This window comes from Singulisphaera rosea, assembly GCF_054877945.1.
Map to the genome: position 1 here is coordinate 140,107 of NZ_JBTYIP020000012.1, position 18,714 is coordinate 158,820.

Consider the following 18,714-nt stretch of genomic DNA (forward strand, 5'->3'; position numbering starts at 1 on the left):
CTGGATGGGTGCGCCGGTCGGATTCCTGGCAGTCTTGGGTCGACGCGGCCTGCGTTCGTCTCGGCCAGAGACTCGCTACGCCTTCGCCCTCGGTTTCCTGGCCCTCTTCGCACTGCTGCCCCTGCCGATCTTCGCATGGGTCTATGAACCGACGTCCTCGATCTTGCCGGAGCCACCGAGGGCCCGACTCCCTGCGAAGGATCTGGCCATATCCACTCCGAAAGGGAAGGCCGTCGCAACTCCGGACCCAGGTGCACGTCAGCTCGAGGTGCGTTTGGCCTTCCAGGCAGGGCCTGATGATACGCCGAGGCATCATCTGTTCGAGCCCTTTGTCGCGATCCTCCCCTGGGTCTGGCTGGCCGGATCGGCGACGACGCTGTTGTTGCTGACGACCGGCTTCGTCGGCGTCGAGCGGCTCCGACGGTCGAGCCGGGGCGTGGTCGGGGAGGAGGTCGAACGCCGATGCCGTGCCCTCGCGGAGTCTCTGGGTGTCGCGCGACGCGTCGGCGTGGCCGTGTGCGACCGGATCGCCGCCCCGCTACTCGTGGGCGTCGTCCGCCCACTGATCCTGCTCCCCCCCGTGGCGCTCGGCGGTTGGAGCGTCGAGCAGCTCGAGATGGCCTTGCTCCACGAGTTGGCCCATCTCCGACGCTGGGACAACCTCGTAAACCTTGCACAACGGCTCGTGGAAGCGTTGCTCTTTTTCCACCCGTTGGTCTGGTGGCTATCGGCCTGGGTCCGCCTGGAACGCGAGTCGTGTTGCGACCGACTCGTCGTCGAACGGACGGAATCGCCCCTGGCCTACGCCGAGATGCTCGTGACGCTCGCCGGGTCGCGTCGCGGAGGCCGTGGCGTCGGGATCGCCATGGCCGAGGGACAGGTCATGACCCGTGTTCGACGCCTCTTGAACCTCGAGGATCGTACGATGACATTGACCATGCCGGAAGGACTCGGCCTGCTCGGTGCGGTGGTACTGGGAAGCACGCTGATGGTCGCGGCCTACGCGGACCCGAAGCCCATTCCACCGAAAGAACAGGTTCGGTCGATGCTCCAAAGGGCGATCGACGAGGTGACCGCGACCAAGGGCGATCCCTACCAAGGGGCCGTTCATGCCGTGGTCCTTCAAACAGTCGCCGAGACCCAACTCAAGCTCGGCGATCGGCAAGCCGGACTCGCGACCCTACAGCGGGCTGTCGATTCGTTTGCACCTCGTCCTGAGCTAAAGGAGACCGACGATTGGGAGATTCTGGCGATGCGTCTCGAATTCGTCGGGCTCCAGCGCAAAGCCGGCGACATGGACGCAGCCCGGCATTCTCTCGATCAAATCGCGGATGTCATCCGAACGATCCGTATTGATCCGGCCGCGGTGAAGAAGGCTGTGGAGAAGAACTCAAAGAACGGAACCGAATCGTTTGATTTTCTTGGGGCATCCCTCGCGCCACTCTTCGTTTCGGAGTTCCTCTTCAGGATCAGTGAGGAGCGACGGTTGCTCGGCGATCAGGCCGGGTCGATCGCGGACGAAACGCGGGCGCTCGCGGTGATGGACGGCTACCACGGATTTATGATGGCGAGGCTCGCCGATGAACAGAACAAATGGGCCGACGCTGGTGCGTTGAAAGCGTCATTCTACGGGCATGCGGCGGAGATCCTGTTCAAAAGGGGTGATAAGGCCGGAGCCCGCGAGTTAGTCGAACGCTCACGAACAATCGCACTCGGCGAAATGACGGGCGAAGCCCGGGAGCTGGCAATGACATCCGTGGTGGAGGGCCTCGCCAAGATCGATGACCTACAGGGTGCCCTAAAGCTTACAGAATCGCTCGTCACGAAGCGGAAATCCAGAGCGGCCCAGAAGTTGATTGAGGCCTACACCAAGGAGACACAAGATCATGATTTCCAGCCGACGCGTTTCCAAGTCATTACGGGGGCAGAGAACTTGTCGGCCGAGAACCCTGAGATGGCTCGACGCGACCTACCCAGGATCGCCATAGCGCTGACGACGAGAGGCTACGTGCCGGATTCGGTCCAATTGCTCGCGACCGTTGCCCATCTCCAGGCCAAGCTTGGCGACTTCGAGGGTGCTTCGGCCACAGCGATGGAGATCCCGTCTTTAGAGCCGAAAGTGGTTTCCGAGCGTCGAGATGCCTACTATCATGCCCTCAGACCAGTGACCCTTGCCGTCGTCGCACGCCTCCAGGCTCGGTCGGGGCAAACCGGCACGGCCATCGATCAATTCCGTCGCGCCCTCGTACTGGCCCGGGTCAACTCCCACCCCGACGAGAAGATTCTTGCCGAAATCGCCGTCACAAAGAATCAGATCGAGGCGGGAGTTCCCCTGCAGGATACGGCCCGAATCTCCAACTTGATCATAGCCGCAAAGACCCGTCCCGAACCGAGCCGATCGCGATGTCTTTCGCTGATTATCGACCTTCAACTTTCACTCGCCGACGCAAAGTCGGCTGCGCAAACCGCCGAGGCCATTCCAGCCGAGCGTCCCATCGAGAAGCTCAACGCCCTGGAAAGTCTCGGGAACTGGCACGAAACCTCTGGTGGTATTGCGAAGGCCAACGAATGCTTCCGAGAGGCACTCCTGGTTATCGAACAGAGCCAGAGGCTTGGGGAAGAATCTAAACCTTCGAGCGAGCCTCGCACACCGCGATACCCCTCGGTGAGGACGTCCATCCCTCTGGAGATGAATTGGAACCTGGATTTCCTCGCCGCCCACATCGCGTTGAAACGTGTACACTTCCTTGCCAAGCTAGGTGAGCTCGATCAGGCAATACAGGCCGTTCGCACCCAGAAGCCGGAGAACCATCAGAGCGCGTTGGCGACTCTCACCAAGGTTCTGATCGACCGAGGTGAGTTCGCCAAAGCTTTGAATGTCGCCGCAAGTCTCGAGTCGCCCGAAGACCGACTCTCGATGATCGAACAGACAGTGAGCCGAATGAAGGAAGATTCAACCTTCAAATAAACCACCAAGGATTATGCAACCATTGAAAACTCCGCTGACGCCCATCGCATGAGGATCCAACCACAAAGGCACCACGACACAAAGAGTAAGATGTTCAGGAATCGTCCTCTTCTTGACTGCATTGATCATTCTTTGTGTCTTTCGTGCCTTTGTGGTGAAGCTCTCTTCTCTCCATTGAGAGTTCGAAGAAAGTCAGCCAGAAGCGTCTCGGCCTCGGAGGCGGGCGAGTCGCCAGCACCTGACGTGGTAGAAGGCCACCGGTAAGAGCAGGTCGATGACCTCGTCGGCGATCAGGATCCCGCCCAGGACCGGTGCGGCCATCGGCTTGATGACCTCGGCCCCGACCCCCGAGGCCCAGAGCATCGGGGCGAGGCCGATGACCATCGTCCCTTCGGTCAAGAGCTTCGGGCGGAGCCGATGGACGGCACCGTCGAGGACGGCTCGCCGGATCTGCGCGAGCTCGAGCTCGACGAACGGGCCGGCCCGGTCCAGGGCCTCGCGCAAGTAGACGAGCATGATGATGCCGGTTGAGGTTGCCATGCCGAAGCAAGCGATGTAGCCGATCCAGACCGTGACCGAGAATTTGAAGTCGAATAACCACTGGAAAAAGACCGCCCCCGCGATCGCGCCCGGGATGGCGAGCATCATCAACGCGGCGTCGGCGAGGTCGTGGTAGGTCCAGTAGAGGACCAGGAAGATGAGGCCAAGCACCACGGGCAAGACGAAGGTTAGGACCCTCCGGGCCCGAGCTTCTTGCTCGAACTGGCCGGTCCATTCAAGGAACACCCCTTCGGGGAGCTTCACCTGGCTCGTGACGACGCGACGCGCCGACTCGACGAAGTCGGAGGCGTCGCGGTCCCGCACATTGAGGCGGACGTAGTTACGCAGGAGGCCGTTCTCGCTCTTGATTGTCGCCGGCCCTTCCGTGACGCGGATCTCGGCGATGCGACCGAGCGTGACGGCCTTCGGACGGCCCTCGACGTCCTTGAGGATCGAGGGGACGAGGACGTTGCGGATGGCGTCTTCGTCCCCTCGGTGGTCGCGGGCATAACGAACGCGCACCGGGTGTCGCTCGCGTCCTTCGACGCTGGTTGTGACGACCTTCCCTCCAAGCGCTGTCTCGATCGCCTCGTTGGCGGCGAGGATGCTGACGCCCTCGACGGCTGCCCGTTCGCGATCGACTTGGATCTCGACGTAGCCCTTGCCGCGCACCGGGTCGGCGATGACGTCCGCGGCATCGGGGAGGCGTTTGAGGACTTCGGCAATCGCCTCGGAGGTGTGGACGACGTCGTCCAGCTTCCGTCCGAGCACGCGGACACCGACGGACGTGTTGATGCCGGTCGCGAGCATGTCGACGCGATTCTGGATCGGCATCGTCCAGACGTTCGTCCACCCCGGCATCTGCACGGCCCGATCGAGATCCGCCCCGAAGCCGGCGATCTCGGAGCGATCCTTCTGCCAGAGGAGGAGCCGGGATGCGAACGGAGGAGTCAGTTCCTCCTGGAGGGCATCGAGCGAGGGGAGAGGCTCGATCGTGCTCGGCAAGGCCACGGTCGAGGCGTGATGGTGGTCGTCGACGCTCGTCCGGATCGTCGGGGGTTGTTCTCGGAGTCGCCGGATCTCGAGGATGACGGCGGCCACTTTCGGGTCGACCGGAGAAGTGAGGCTCAGTAGTTCTTCCAGGGCCAGTCGCGTGTAGGTCTCGGCGGCTCGGTCGATCAACTCAGCGTTCACCTGATTGACGTGTTCACGCCAATTCGAGATTTGGAGGGCGTATTGCGGATCGTCCGGGTCGCTCGCGTTGACGCCCGGGGATCGTTCGTACTCGCGATTTCGCTGATAAGCATATTCTCGAAGGAGCGAGTCGCAGACCGGCAGGGCCGCATCGACCGCGGCTTTGATGAGAGTTCGACGATCTTCGGGCTTGTGAAGAAGACCCTCGCGGACGAGGGCATCGAGGACCTGAGCGGTCTGCCTCTCCGCGTCCGAAGGGAGGAGTTTCCGCTTGGGCCAGAGCTCGCGAGGGCGGAAATTCACCATGGTCTCGATCATGTCCATGGGGGCCGGGTCGGTCGGGGAGTCGGCCCGGCCGGCCTTGCCGACGACCATGTCGACCTCGGGGAACCGGCAGAGGACCATGTCGCGTGCCTTGAGGTCGTCGGTCGACTCGGTGACGGAGGCCCTCGGCACGCTGATCGGCATGTCCATGACCATCCCTTCGTCGAGCGGCGTCATGAACTCCCGGCCGAGGGGCGTGATCACCCGATCGGCGATCAGGGCAACCAGGACGAGCATCGACCAACCGACCACCCGGCCTCTCCAGCGAGGCGTTGCCAATCCTCCGGCAAATAGCGCCAGTCCAAGCGTGAGTTTGAAGAGCAGGGGGCTCCCGACCGGAGCCAGGCCGACGAGGAAGGTCATTCCCAGGATCCAGACCAGCGGCGTCGGTCGGTCGAGGAGAGAGGAGAGGATCGGTCGATAAACGTCGATCACCCCTCGGACGATCCAACTCTCGCGCTCACCCCGCATCCGACCCCGAAGGAAGATCGTGCACAGGGCCGGGACGAGGGTCACGGCGAGCACCGCGACGGTCACCAGGCAGAGCGACTTCGTCACCGCCAACGGTCGGAACATCTTCCCTTCGATCCCCCCGAGGGCAAAGACGGGGAGGAACGACAGGAGCATGATCACGACCGAGAAGAACATCGGCCGGCCAACCGTCTGGCAGGCCGGTAACACGATCGCGCGGATGTCTCCGGTGACGGGTTGGTCGCCGAAGTGCTCGCGGAGCCGATGCATCGCGTTCTCAACCATCACGACCGACGAGTCGACCAGCACGCCGACCGAGATGGCGACACCCGCGAGCGACATGATGTTGGTCTGCACGTCGGCAATCCCGATCGCACGCAAGAGCCACATCAGGGCGAACGACCCGAGCGCGGCCAAGGGTAGCGTCAGCGCGATGACGAAGGAAGCACGGACGTGCAGGAGGATCAGGAGCACGCAAACCGTCGCGGTGACGATCGCCTCGGTGATGGTGCTCGCGACGGTCCAGACCGCCCCGCGGATGAGCGGAGTTCGGTCGTAGAAAGGCACGACCTTCACCCCTTTCGGGAGCCCGGCCTGGACCTCGCGCAGCTTCGCCTTGATCCGTCGGGTGAGCTCGAGGGGGTTCTCACGGTAGCCGATCAGGACCACGCCGCCGACGACCTCGTTCCCGTCCTTCTCGAGCACACCTCGGCGAGGGCCGGGGCCGGCGGCGACGCTGGCGACGTCGCCGACGCGCAGGACCGAGCCGTCGGCCGAGGTCGACAGCACGGCGTCCTCCAGGTCGCGGACGGCCCGGGTCGGGTCGAACTCGTCGTCGACGCGCCCGGGCCTCGTCCCGAGCCAGCCGAGGCTGCGGACGATGTACTCGGCATTCCCTTTCTGGATCACGGGGCCGCCGGTCGTCGCGTTCGACTCGCCGACAGCCCGGACGACGTCTGCGAGGGTCACGCCCTGGGCGAGAAGCCGGTCGGGGACGACGCTGATCTGGTACTCGACGGGAAACCCACCAACTCCGGCGACCTCGGCCACGCCTGGGACGGAGCTCAACTGGGGACCGACGTACCAATCCTGGAGGGCGCGAAGCCTGCCCAGGTCGAGGCCGCCCCCTTCGATCGTGTACCAGAAGATCTGGCCCGTGGCGATCGCGTCCGGAGGTGGCTTCGGAACAACCCCGTTCGGGAGCAGGTCCTTCGCCTGGGCGAGCCGCTCCAGGACACGGCGGCGGGCGTCGGGGAAGTCGACGTCGTCGTCGAAGATGACGTTGATCATCGACAGGTGAAAGTCGCTCGACGAGCGAACGACTCGAACACCTCGGATCCCTTGCAGGTGGACGGAGAGGGGGTAGGTGACCTGATCCTCAATCTCTTTGGGGCTATGCCCGGTCCACTCGGTGAAGACGATCACCTGATTTTCGGAGAGGTCCGGCACCGCATCCATCGGGGTCTGAAACGCGGCGTAGACGCCCCAGACGGCGAACACCAGGCCCCCGAGGACCACCACGCCCCGGTTGCGGATGGAGAATGCGATCAGTCGCTCGATCATCGGCGGGCTTCGGGTCGCTCGTTTTCTAGAGGAAGCTCGCCAACGGGCGAACATCTCAAGGAATCTTGGAGAGGTACGCCTTCGGATCCTTCTTCAGCCGAGACTCGCACCCTTCGCAGCAGATCATAACGTCCTTGCCCGTCACCGTGACCTTCACCGGCGTGCCCATCGAACCGAGCGGCTTGCCCGTCACCGGACAGATCTTCTGACGCGACACGATCGCCTGGTCCTCGGGCGAGAGACCTGATCTCGGATCCTCCGCGGCCTTGTGCGTCTCGGCCGTATGGGAGTTCCGCCCCGACCCTGAACCGAAATAGCTCGCGGCGAGGCTGGGGTTCAGTCGTGTCTCGGCATCGACCAGAAACGCCCCCGCGATCGCCACAGCCTGGCCGGGATCCAGGCCTTTAATCACAGGGTAAGCGTCGCCGACCCTGGGACCGAGGACCACCTCGACCCCGTCGAACATCCCGGGCATCCGCTCGACATAGACCACGGTCTTTGAGCCGGTGTCGACCACGGCCGACTCCGGCACGGCGAGGACCTGTCCGGGGGGACGATAGGTGACGACGCGAGGGACGAGTTTCATCCCGCCGCACTCCCGGCACTCCGGTCCAGGGTGATCGGCCACGACCGACGGATGCATCGGGCACCACCACGCAAGGCGTTGGTTCTTCAAGAGGCCGTGGCGTTCGAGTTCATTCCGACCGTCGACGGGGCATTTCCCCTTTCGATCGGCGAGGACCTCAGAATGCTCGGGGCAGAGGTAGACGGCCCTCGGTTCCTTCTCTCGAATCGCAGGGGCATCGACCGGCATCGACCGGAATGGTTCGAGTTCGGCCACCGGCGTGCGTACGGTCAGTTTGGCCTTCGAGCCGGGGCGGAGGTCCGCCGGAACCGTGCCGCCCTTGAGAATCAGGTTGAGGTGTGGGCGTTGGGCCGGAGCCGAAGGCAAAGGCGAAGCCGTGTCGATTCGGCCGGCGAGCGAGGACGGTCCCTCTTCACCCTGGAGGGTAACCACCACGGCTTGCCCGGCCTCCAGTCGTGAGGGATCCCGCTCGAGTCGCTCGACCTCGAGGGTCCTCGGCGCGACCAGAGCACGCACTGCGACGACCTCGGAACGCTCGCGTACCAGGGGTTGATAGGTCGCGGCGGCGGTGCGAATCCCGGCGAGTTGAATCCGATACGGGGACAGTTGCATCCGGGCGAGGACGCCCGACGGGAGTGGCGTGGCTTCGCCCATCTTCCGACGGACCAGTGCCATGTTGCAGATGCCACACTTGCTCGGCCAGGCAGAGACGACGCCCGGGTCCATCGGGCAAAAATACTCCGTATCCGTGGAGATCGAAGGGGCGTGTGCATCCGGCCCGAAAAGCCCTCGCCGGAATCTATCGCCGTGGTTCTTCACGGTCTCCCACTGACCGGCGACCGCGAATGAAACCGCCAGGATCACGAGGAAGCGCATCCGCACCTGGATCGCGCGGAGGGCCAGCACCGCGCGAGAAAAACGGGTGGCCGGAGAGCTTTCCACGACGCCAAAAACGTCCTCGTTGGTCGCATCGGACGTGGAGTTGTTCATGCCAATGGATCCGCTCCGGCGGGCCGGTTGTCGTCGGAGGTTACCGGCGTCGCTTCGACGGGACAGGAGGGTTATTGTCCATGTTCAACATCCGAGCATAATCCTCCTCGCGGAAGACGGCCGAGGCGCCGGCGCCGAGCACGATGAAGACGACCTCGGCGTCCTTGGCCTTGCCGTCGTACGTGAGCTTCACCTTGAAGCGTTTGTCGGCTTCCGAGGGGAGCTCGCCGAGGATCTCGAACGAGCCAAGCTTTCGTCCTCCGGCCCATTCATTGTCGCCGACCTGAACCGGCGGGGTGTCTCGAGCAAGGGCGTCGGGCCGCTTACCGGCCTTCCAGGCTTCGAGAGTCCGCTCGAGTGCGGAACGGGCCGCGTCGCCTTGGGGATTCATGCTCGGCCCGCTGCACGAAGGGCCGAGGAGTCCGAGGGCGAATGCAGCGACGAGACAGCATCGTGGAGTCTTGAACAACGACGGGGCCCCTCATTCAATCAGAAGGAATCGGCGCTGATGACCTCACCGCCGGCCCTCGTCCCGATCGCCCGCCAGGTCGCCAGCGCGACCGTGCTCTTGACGAATCGGACGGTACCGTCGCCCATGAGCGCGTTCACGCCACCGGGGTGGAGGCTCGACGGCGGGACTTGCATCGGCATATTCGCCATCGTCCCCGGGAACCCCGTCCCCGCGCACGTCTTACCGTTCGGCGGCGCGACGTGGTTGTACGCGGTGCAGCACATCTCACCCATCACCCAGCTCATCCCCTGGCGACGTGTGAGCCGGAGCGACGTCCCGGGATTCAACGCCTGACATGACGCATACGTCGCATCCATGCCGGTCGGGACCGGGGTGATCGTCCCCGACATCACCAAAGAGTCGGATCGGGCGTCGTTATCATTCTTGTCGGTGCCGCGGATCTTCTCGCTGAAGAAGGCCGTGTTGCTCGTCCCGTCGGTGATGCTCGCGAGCGTGACGGAGCTCCGATAGTAGAAGATGCCTTGCGGTTGGTCGTTCGGGGCGACGGTCGAAGCGAAGCTCTCGCTGAGGTCGCAGGCCCACGACTGGAGATTCCCCAGGTAGTTATTCCCCCCCGGCCACTGGCCCAAGAGTCCCGAGCCGCCGTCGGAAGGGCAGAGGAACGTGCCGACCTGAGAGAGGCTCGCGGTGGCGTTTTCGCGGTGGGTGTTTTGATAGGCAGGCATGAACGCCACGTCCCCCGCCATGCCGGGGGTCTCGGGCGGGATGTTGAAATTGATACTGTTGTACAAATTTCCCTGTTCGATATAAATCAAGAGCTGGCTATGGACCGACCATCGTGCATACGCCGCCGCCCCGGGATAGGTGTTGGTGCAACCCGTCCCCGCCCCGTAGCAGAGGCCCTTGCCGAACGGGAGGACCTGAAATGCCGTCACGTAGTTATGGATCGAGATGCCCATTTGCTTGAGGTTGTTGGTGCACTGCGTCCTCCGGGCCGCCTCGCGGGCCGATTGCACGGCGGGCAAAAGGAGGCCGATCAAGATGGCGATGATCGCGATCACCACCAACAACTCGATGAGGGTGAATCCCCGTCGGAAGCGTCGCATCGGATAATCTCCGGGATGATCCTGAGCCATGGAATAATTAGTCATTTTCGCACAAGACCGGTTCGAGGTCGAGCCGTTCCTTTCCATGATCCTCAAGGGTCGAATCGACCGTTCCTGGCCGCGAAACCCGGTCGCCAAGGGAGGTCATTTCAGAGTTCGATCAGAACGAGGCCTCGTCTCGCCCGCGAACGCATCGCGCACATAAGATCTGAAGGGCGCCAGCAGAGACCGACTCCGTGGCGAGGCGAAGGATCCCACGCCCGTTTTCTTACGGCGGGGGCAACGAACCCGAGCGATCTTCTTCCTCAGTTGACTTTATAATCGCCGACGTCAGGAACGGCTCGAACCATGCTCGGGATCAAATGGCTGAAGCATTCTTGCAGCCCAATTGCGCAGAGGCGGCCCGTCTACCATGTCCAACGTTTTACTTCGGTGGTTCCTAGAGCGGTTCACGCACGCGTTGCGCACGTCGGAGGAAAACGGGGACTGGCTCCCGGCCGGCTCAGGCTGGGCCGCTCACGGATCAACTCCGAGGCCGGGTTCCTGTCCCCATTTTCCGGGCCGTCGCCGTCCGCTGCGGCGGAAACGGGTACTGGCACTTGCGTTTCGTTGCGGTGCCGGTCCCCGTTTCCGCCTCCGCTCTCGGGTCAAGCGACACGTCGTGCCCTGTGCCAGCCGCACGTTAGCCGTTCTAGGCCTCGCCATGGCGGCATGCCTTGGTTGCGGTCGTTCGGCGAGTTCCCCGACTGAGTTGACGATCCCAAGCCCCGCTTCGGCGAAGGCCGCACTGATCGCGTCCTTGGAGGCCTGGAAGTCCAACGATCGCAGGTCGGGCATCGTGATCGGCGGCAAGCCGCCGATCGGCGTGGTCGATTCGACCCGCCCTGAACGTCGACTGGTCGACTACGAAATCGTCGGCGCGTTGATGTCGAGCGAGAAAGCTCGACCGTTCGCCGTGCGGCTCACCCTCGACGAACCGAGGGAGACGGTCATGACTCGCTACCTCGTGATCGGCCGCGAACCTCTCTGGGTCTTCCTCCAGGAGGATTTCGACCGGATGCTCCACTGGGAGCACAAGATGGACGACGAGGCCACCGCCGACCCTGATCGTCCCACGGGAGGGGCGTCAAACCGCGACTAAATCTTCGAGACCGGGAAAGGCTGCGAGTCATGCGCCCGAATTCCGACGGCCGATCGCTCGAGGAGCGTCCAGCGATCGCTAGGACATGCTCCAAACGTTGGAGACGTGCCGTCGGGGCGGACGGATCGGTCGTCGAGCATCGGTAGATCCCGACCTCGCCGACGATCTCGTGAGGCGCCGGGACGTATCGGGCCCGGTGACGTTGGGCCTCGAGGAAGACGGGAACGAAGTGGTCGAGGCAGGAAAGCCCGTAGGTCTTCAGCTCGGAGAAGCGCCCGTCACTCCAGGGTGCGGCGATCTTGTAGGCGGCCTCGTTCTGGCAGCCAGGAGCGGTGCAACGAACCAGACTCGTTGGCAAGAGTGGCCTCCTTCGCGTCGAGCGTCGTCCTCTCCCATCGTCGCGGTCCCGACGAGGGGAGGAGAGAACCGACTCCCCGGAAGCGAAAGCCATTCTTGGGAACGAGAAGGCAGGCGGCGCCCGAGAAAGGGCGCCACCCAGATCTGACGGAACTCTCAGCGGCGGGCGCGCTTGACCGGGCGGGAGGCGGTGCGCTTCACGGGGTCCTTCTTCGAGACGGAGGGGAAGCCCGGAGGCGAGTCGGCGTTCAGCGTGACCGAGAAGCCGAAATCGTCGTGGGCGTCGCCGTTGAACGGGTCGTGTTCGCGTTCCCAGCCGTCGAGGGCTTCGCTCTCGGGGACGAAGATCGCGGTCGAGTGGGCGTCAAGGAGCCCGGCGGCGGTCGCCTCGATCACGAAATTCGCCTGGAGGACGTAACGGCCCAGGGGCATGGCCGGTCCATTGGCGGGTTGCTGCGGATCGGTGTATTTGTAACCCTGCGCACCCGAGACGCAATAGGCCGGGTAGCTGACCGCGAGCGGAGTCGTCGCCGCGCCGACCGGGGCGACCGTGGCGCTGGCCAATCGGACGCACGCCGACGCCTTGTGCTTGCTCCGGATGAAGCCCGCGAGGTTGCTCTCGAGCGTCAGCACGACTTCCTTGATCGCCGGGTCGGAGCAGGTGATCTCGAACTCCTGGACGACCTGGATCGACTGGCTCGCGCTCGACTCCACGCCCAGGAACACGTTGGCCCCGGCGCCCCCGGTCAGGACGGCCTTGAGCGTGTTGTCCTCGGGAGTGATCTCGATCTTCCCTTCCTCAACCTTCGCGTCCCCGTGCGTGTAAGGGACGACCGACTCGCTCTTGCCCCCGAGCGTAAACTCGAACTTCGGCTTCTCCTTCGGGCTGTCCGCGGCAGGCGCGGCAGGCGCGGCTGCCGCAATCGCCCGGGCGGGCAGCGGCTGCGGGGCCTCCGAAGCCGTCGGGGACGCGCTCAGCCATCCTAGCACGAGCAGAGCACTGATCGACATCTCCAAATCTCCTCAATTATAGGTTTACCCCACTCCGCCCCGGGGCCGGACATCCCTGTTTTCTTCCGACGCGGGGCCGGACGGTTGGCGATCGAGACTGCGGGAGAACATCATCCGATCTCGCGGATCGAGCCGACGATCGAATCATGCTGGAGAGCATTTTCCTATCGACCCAAAAATCCCCAAAACACCAGACTTTCCAGAGACGTTCTAGATCGCCGACACAACGAAGACACCTAACAACCCACAAAAAGCGCACAGACCATCCATTTTATTGAACCTCAGCCCTCGTGACGCGCAAAATCGAGGCCCTCGACATGGTCGAGGGCCTGATCTGGATCCACCTGATGAAAGTGCGGGCGCGAACCCGAGTACGACCGACCCCGAGATTTACTGGAGGGCTTCGAAGATCCCTCGCATGAAGTCGGGGAGGTCGTCCGGAGTTCGGCTCGTCACGAGGTTGCCATCTCGGACGACGGCGGCATCTTCCCAGACGCCCCCCGCATTCTCGACGTCGTCCCGGATCGCATAGAAGCCGGTGACTTTACGCCCTTTCAGACATTTCGCGGAGCAGAGCATCCAGGGCCCGTGGCAGATCGCCGCGACGACCTTGCCGAGGCGGGCGGCTTCGGTGACGAGGTCGACCATGGCCTTGTGCCGCCTCATGTGGTCGGGCGAATAGCCCCCCGGCACGATGACGATATCGAAGTCGCTCGCCTTGACGTCGGCCGCGGCGACGTCGGCTTTGGTAGGGTATTCGTGCTTGGACTTGTAGGTCTCGCCGGCCTTGGGTCCGACGATTTTGACGTCGCAGCCGGCCTCGCGGAGGCGGTAGACGGGATACCAAAGCTCCAGGTCCTCGTAGAGTTTCTCGACGAGGACGGCGGCGTGCTTCCCTTTCAACGATTCCATGGCGAACTCCTCGGGTATATCTCGAGAGGAAACCGTCCGAAGGCCCGGGTGCGACTCACGCCAACAGGCTCGAGGAGCGACGCCGACGACCCAGACGACTCGCCGTAGGACTCAGGCGTTGGCGAGGGCTTCGGAAAGGCCTTCCTCCGTACTATAAGGGGGCACGTACCCGAGCACACGGCGCGCCTTCTCAATCGAATAGTCGAGGTTCAACCCGAGAAACTTATAACGGGCTTTGTTCACCAGCGGGGGTTCCAGCGACTTGAGGCGCTTGGCCCGCCGTTCCATGAGGACCGCGAGGGTCCACGCGAGCCAGAGCGGGATCTTGCGTCGGGGGGGGCGGAGCCCCGAGAGCTCGGCGACCCGTCCGACGAACTGCCGCTTGGTGACCGGTTGGCCGTCGGTGATGTTGAAGACCTCGCCGATCGCTTCAGGGACCTCGGCGGCGAGGAAGATCGCGGCGACGAGGTTCTTCACGTACACGCAGTTCAACACCTGGTTGCCCGAGCCGAAATAGAAGAACCGGCCAGCCTTCAAGGCGTTGATCAGCTTGGGCAAGACTGTCCTGTCCCTTGGTCCGTAGATGAACCCGGGCCGAACGATGGAAAGGGGGAGCTTTCGACTCTTCGCGAAGCTGAGCGCGAGCTCCTCGGCTTCGTTTTTGGAACGGGTATAGGCGTCGAGCGACTGGGTGGCGGTCGGGACGGTCTCGTCGGTCCCGAAGTGGTCGCGGGCCTCGTAGACGCCGAGGGAGCTGACGTGGACGAATCGCTCGACGCCCTGATCAGCGGCGGCGTCGAGGAGGAGGCGGAACGCGTCGACGTTGAGCGCGCGGAATTCCTCCAGCGTCCCCCAATCACCGACCTTCGCGGCGCAGTTGAAAACCCAGTCGGCCGAGGCCACGCCTCGACGCAAGGCGTCCGAGTCGGCGAGGTCTCCGAGGACCTTCTCCACCCCGAGGCTATCCAACCACCGCGTGTCGCTGGAGGCCCGGACGAGCGCGAGGACGCGGTGACCTCGCCGGAGGGCCTCCTCCGCCACGTGGCTGCCGACCAGCCCGGTGGCACCCGTCAGGAAGATCGTCTTGGAGCCGGTTGCGGTCATCGCTATTCCCAATCTCGCTTCGGAAGGCCCCGAGAATGGCTCGTCCGCGGCCTCGAACTCGACGCGAGTCCCAAGGCGTCGCAGGGAGCCATCGCCGGTCGGACACCCGTGGAGGTCGACGCTTTCCCCAAGTCTTACACAACTCCGCGGGGGCGGCCGGTATTTTCGGGGTGGCTTTCGGGGTATCGGCCGGTGTACGCTGGAATTCTTCAGAATAGACAGGGTCGGGTGCGTGTGGCCCTCAAGCGTTTGGATTGACAGGGTCGAGGGCCGGGACTAGTCTATCCGGCCCTTCCGCACCAACCGTAGCCGCAAAAACGGGGTGGTGGTTTCATGGCGAGCGTGCTGAAGAGCGAGGAGTTGGAGACTTTCCGCCAGGTGCTTCAGGACCTGCGGGCCCGACTTCGTGGCGACCTCGACCAGATGACCGATGAAGCGTTGAGACGTCATCAGCCCGACTCGTCAGGCAACCTGTCGAACGTCCCCCTCCACATGGCCGACGTCGGCACCGAGAATTACGACCAGGAATTCACCCTCGGATTGATCGAGAACGAGCAGGGCACCCTGGAACAGGTCTACGAGGCCCTGATCCGGATCGACTCCGGGACCTTTGGCCGTTGCCAGGAATGCGACGAGCCGATCTCGAAGCCCCGGCTCCAGGCCTTACCTTACACGAGGCATTGTATCCAATGTGCCCGGGAGCTGGAGAGCCGCGGATGATTTCAACGGTCGGCTGGAGGCGTTGGGTCCTGTTCTGGACGATCGCGCTGGGAGGCGCGGCGTTCGACCTCGGGACCAAGTCGATCATCTTCGCGCGAGTCGGTCCTCCCCCGTCTCCCCCCGTGAGCCTCATCACCAACGTCCTCGAACTCCAGACGAGCTACAACCGGGGTGCCCTCTGGGGCATGGCCCGGAACATGCCCTACAGCCCGTACATCTTCGCCGCGCTGTCGGTCGTGGCCGCGATCGTGATCTGCTACTACCTCTTCGTGAAGGGGGCCGCCTCCGACGCCCGCCTCACCGTGGCGCTCGCCCTGATCATGGCCGGCGCCCTCGGCAACTGCTACGACCGCCTCGTCCTGGAGCACGTCCGAGACTTCGTCCATTTCCACGTCGACCCGATCGGCTTCGACTGCGCGATCTTCAACTTCGCCGACAACATGCTGGTCGCCGGGGCCGTGACCCTGATGCTCCTGGCCCTCCGCCCCGAGCCCGCTTCGACAAGTTCGTCGGGCCTCGAGACCTCGATCTCTTCGGCGTCCCACTCGCCGTCCTGAGCCGTCGGGCGAGTTTCGGAGCCCATCAAGCAAGGGATCTCTCTCCATCGCGATCGCCGACGCCAATGCGTCGGCGATCGCGGCGTTTCACACGTCGTAGTAGAGAGCGAACTCGTAGGGGTGGGGCCGGACCCTGAGCGCCTCGACCTCGTGGGTTTGCTTGTACCAGATCCAGGTGTCGATGATGTCGGGTGTGAACACGTCTCCCCTGAGGAGGAAGTCGTGGTCGCTCCGCAACGCCTTGAGCGAATCCTCGAGCGACTTTGGGACGGTCGGGACGTTGGCGAGTTCCTCCGGCTGGAGGTCGTAGATGTCCTTATCGAGGGGATCGCCGGGCCGAGTCTTGTTCTGGATCCCGTCGAGGGCCGCCATCAGCATCGCCGAGAACAGCAGGTAGGGGTTCGCCGCGCTGTCGGGGCCACGGTATTCGATCCGACGGCTCTTCGGGCTCGGGCTGTGGATCGGGATCCGGATGACCGCCGACCGGTTGCGCCGACTGTACGAGATCTTCGTCGGGGCTTCGAAGCCCTCGACGAGCCGCTTGTAGCTGTTCGTCGTCGGGTTGGCGAACGCACAGAGGGCGGCGGCGTGCTTGAGGATTCCGCCGATGGCGTACATCCCGAGATCGCTGAGGCCGGCGTAGCTATTGCCGGCAAGCACGGGCGTCTCCCCCTTCCAGAGGGTGAAGTGCGTGTGCATGCCCGAGCCGTTGTCGCCGTAGAGGGGCTTCGGCATGAACGTGGCCGTCTTGCCGTTGCGCCTGGCGACGTTCCGGATGATGTACCTGGCGAGCATGACCTGGTCGGCGCTCTCAACCAGGGAATTCGGCGTGAGGTCGATCTCGCACTGCCCGCCGGTGGCAACCTCATGGTAATGGGCGGCGGGGGTGATGCCGCACTCGGCCATCCGCTGCGCCATCTCGGCCCGGAGGTCGGCAAGCGTGTCCGTCGGAGGGCAGGGGAAGTAGCCGAGGCCCGAACCGGCCTTGTAACCGAGGTTCGGCCGCTCGTCCCTCCCCCGGTTCCAGGTCCCTTCAACCGAGTCGAGGTGGTAGAACGCCTCGTGCCCGCGCTGCTCGAAGCGGGCGTGGTCGAACACGAAGAACTCGAGCTCCGGGGCGAGCCGACACATGTCGGCCAGACCAGTGCTCCTCATGTAGCTCACGGCCTTACGGGCGATGTTTCGCGGGTCCCGAGTATAGTCCTGCTGGGTGATCGGGTCGTGGATGTTGCAGACCATCGTCAGCGTCGGCTGCGCGGTGAACGGGTCAATCAGGACCGTCTCCGGCTGCGGGACGATGAGGAGGTCGGCCTCGTTGATCGCCCTCCAGCCGACGACGCTCGAGCCGTCGAAGCTGAAACCTTCCTCGAATTTCTCCTCGGTCAAGGCGTCCGCGGGGATCGAGAAGTGCTGCCAAACGCCCGGGAAGTCCATGAATCGAAGGTCGACCGTCGTCACCTCACGCTGCCGGATCTGCGCCAAGACCTCTTTCGGTGTCACCGCGGTTCGTTCCTTTCCCAAGCCTCGACGTCGACGAGGCTCCCCAGGCACCCAGCTCCGGCCATCCCACCGAGCCCAATCCACCGCCCAGAGACACCCCCATCCTCAATCGCCACCCGAACCGGGCCGTGGCCGAAAGAGGACGAGGCTTCCAGGTCGATTTGTCTGATCTTCTTGAGCTTACCACCAAAACCGGAGAATGAAGAGAGAGCAAGCCCGAGCCCCGACCCGCCCTTTCGAGAAAGACCGTCCGGAAAGAGGCCTCCCGGCCTCGTGACGACTTAACATACCTCACGAACCGAATGTGTCCGCTCTCGGGGTGGCAAATCCTTGGCGTATGGCCGGGCCTCGAAGAGAATCGCCCCGTCCTTGACCGAGGCTCCTTGCTAAATTAGCAAAAGGGAATCCCGCATGCGAATGCCACGTATGTCCTTGATGCGGTCGATGCTGACGATCGCAGCGATCGCGATCGTGTTTGCTCGCCCCGTACATTTCCTTAATGTAGCCAAGACCCATGAGTTAGCACTGAAGAATATTCTTCTGAAAGATCTCGATATCTATCTCGTCCTCACTCCACCACAAGGGATTCCTAGCACGCCCTTGGAACGTGGGTCATGGCGATCGAGACGATTCACGATGCGATGATGTACCACCAGGCGATGCAGGAAAAGTACGAGTTGGCGGCTCAAAGACCATGGCAACTCGTTTCGGCCGACCCACCCGTGGTCCCCATTCCATCTTCGGGATATCAAAGAGAGTTCCGGAGGAAGTTCATCGATCCGCTATTGATCGACGACTGAACGGGGCTGGCCGGGCAACTTTCATGGCCTACCAGTGCCTTACTGCTCGGGCCGACCCGCTTAATGGCGAACTTGCAATCATATCAGAATATTTCAAAAATCGTTCCACTCGAATCCGCTATCTGGACCCTCCCTGCGGTCGCCCTCTGCCGGATTCAACAACCTCAGCATCCTCCGGCCCGCGGACACGAGCAGAATCTCTGTTCGCAGCGCGCTCGACAGTGAGAGCCCAACGGTACCAATCCCCCTGAACGACTCGGCACTTTTCTCCTTCCCTTCATTTACACTTCGCCGAACGTCCGCACGACCACGACGTGAGGGGATTCCTCACCCGACGGACGTTCGTCTCATCACTGAGATTCGTTCGTATGGTGGATACCATACCTACAACGTTGTGG

The 18,714-nt window shown here is 63.4% G+C and carries 13 protein-coding genes and 1 pseudogene; 6 read left to right on the top strand and 8 right to left on the bottom strand.

The window, feature by feature from the left end:
• Window positions 1-4: 4 nt before the first annotated feature.
• Together ACYOEI_RS20675 and ACYOEI_RS20680 are read left to right on the top strand one after the other, a co-directional pair.
• Window positions 5-784: pseudogene (locus ACYOEI_RS20675) on the top strand (M56 family metallopeptidase); the annotation flags it as partial.
• 141 nt (window positions 785-925) lie between these two features.
• Entirely contained in the window at window positions 926-2,968 is a 2,043-nt protein-coding gene (locus ACYOEI_RS20680; RefSeq protein WP_462851572.1) for a hypothetical protein, read from the top strand.
• A 192-nt stretch (window positions 2,969-3,160) separates the two neighbouring features.
• On the opposite strand, the gene ACYOEI_RS20685 is transcribed toward ACYOEI_RS20680, so the two are convergent.
• The 4 genes from ACYOEI_RS20685 to ACYOEI_RS20700 all read right to left on the bottom strand — a co-directional run bounded on the left by ACYOEI_RS20685 (window position 3,161) and on the right by ACYOEI_RS20700 (window position 10,214).
• Entirely contained in the window at window positions 3,161-7,060 is a 3,900-nt protein-coding gene (locus ACYOEI_RS20685; RefSeq protein ID WP_462851459.1) for an efflux RND transporter permease subunit, read from the bottom strand.
• 55 nt (window positions 7,061-7,115) lie between these two features.
• Window positions 7,116-8,636: a heavy metal-binding domain-containing protein gene (locus ACYOEI_RS20690; protein WP_462851460.1), complete on the bottom strand. Its 1,521-nt coding sequence runs from the start codon at window positions 8,634-8,636 to the stop codon at window positions 7,116-7,118.
• A gap of 40 nt (window positions 8,637-8,676) precedes the next feature.
• Entirely contained in the window at window positions 8,677-9,027 is a 351-nt protein-coding gene (locus ACYOEI_RS20695) for a hypothetical protein (RefSeq protein WP_462851461.1), read from the bottom strand.
• A gap of 98 nt (window positions 9,028-9,125) precedes the next feature.
• Window positions 9,126-10,214: a DUF1559 domain-containing protein gene (locus ACYOEI_RS20700; RefSeq protein WP_462851462.1), complete on the bottom strand. Its 1,089-nt coding sequence runs from the start codon at window positions 10,212-10,214 to the stop codon at window positions 9,126-9,128.
• Window positions 10,215-10,965: 751 nt separating this feature from the next.
• On the opposite strand from ACYOEI_RS20700, the gene ACYOEI_RS20705 reads away from it, so the two are divergent.
• The gene (locus ACYOEI_RS20705; RefSeq protein ID WP_462851463.1) at window positions 10,966-11,355 is read left to right on the top strand and encodes a hypothetical protein; all 390 of its coding nucleotides are present in this window, start codon (window positions 10,966-10,968) and stop codon (window positions 11,353-11,355) included.
• Window positions 11,356-11,868: 513 nt separating this feature from the next.
• Here the strand turns inward: ACYOEI_RS20705 and ACYOEI_RS20710 are convergent.
• From ACYOEI_RS20710 to ACYOEI_RS20720, 3 genes are all read right to left on the bottom strand, one after another.
• Window positions 11,869-12,723, bottom strand: a complete 855-nt coding sequence (locus ACYOEI_RS20710) for a hypothetical protein (RefSeq protein WP_462851464.1) — start codon at window positions 12,721-12,723, stop codon at window positions 11,869-11,871.
• Window positions 12,724-13,113: 390 nt separating this feature from the next.
• Complete coding sequence (locus ACYOEI_RS20715) at window positions 13,114-13,635, bottom strand: type 1 glutamine amidotransferase domain-containing protein (RefSeq protein WP_462851465.1); 522 nt, start codon at window positions 13,633-13,635, stop codon at window positions 13,114-13,116.
• Between the two features lie 111 nt (window positions 13,636-13,746).
• Complete coding sequence (locus ACYOEI_RS20720; RefSeq protein WP_462851466.1) at window positions 13,747-14,739, bottom strand: NAD-dependent epimerase/dehydratase family protein; 993 nt, start codon at window positions 14,737-14,739, stop codon at window positions 13,747-13,749.
• A 333-nt stretch (window positions 14,740-15,072) separates the two neighbouring features.
• Between ACYOEI_RS20720 and ACYOEI_RS20725 the strand changes: the two genes are divergently transcribed.
• Together ACYOEI_RS20725 and lspA are read left to right on the top strand one after the other, a co-directional pair.
• Window positions 15,073-15,459 (top strand): TraR/DksA family transcriptional regulator, encoded by a 387-nt coding sequence (locus ACYOEI_RS20725; protein ID WP_462851467.1) that lies wholly within the window; start codon window positions 15,073-15,075, stop codon window positions 15,457-15,459.
• Complete coding sequence (lspA, locus tag ACYOEI_RS20730; RefSeq protein WP_462851468.1) at window positions 15,456-16,016, top strand: signal peptidase II; 561 nt, start codon at window positions 15,456-15,458, stop codon at window positions 16,014-16,016. The genes ACYOEI_RS20725 and lspA overlap by 4 nt, the downstream gene beginning before the upstream one ends.
• Window positions 16,017-16,103: 87 nt before the next feature.
• Here the strand turns inward: lspA and glnA are convergent, their stop codons facing one another.
• Window positions 16,104-17,516 carry a type I glutamate--ammonia ligase gene (gene glnA / locus ACYOEI_RS20735; RefSeq protein WP_462851469.1) on the bottom strand — a complete coding sequence of 471 codons (1,413 nt, stop codon included), beginning with the start codon at window positions 17,514-17,516 and terminating at the stop codon, window positions 16,104-16,106.
• A 614-nt stretch (window positions 17,517-18,130) separates the two neighbouring features.
• Here glnA and ACYOEI_RS20740 point away from each other — a divergent pair.
• On the top strand, window positions 18,131-18,316 hold the full coding sequence (locus ACYOEI_RS20740) for a hypothetical protein (RefSeq protein ID WP_462851470.1): 186 nt from the start codon (window positions 18,131-18,133) through the stop codon (window positions 18,314-18,316).
• Window positions 18,317-18,714: the final 398 nt, after the last annotated feature.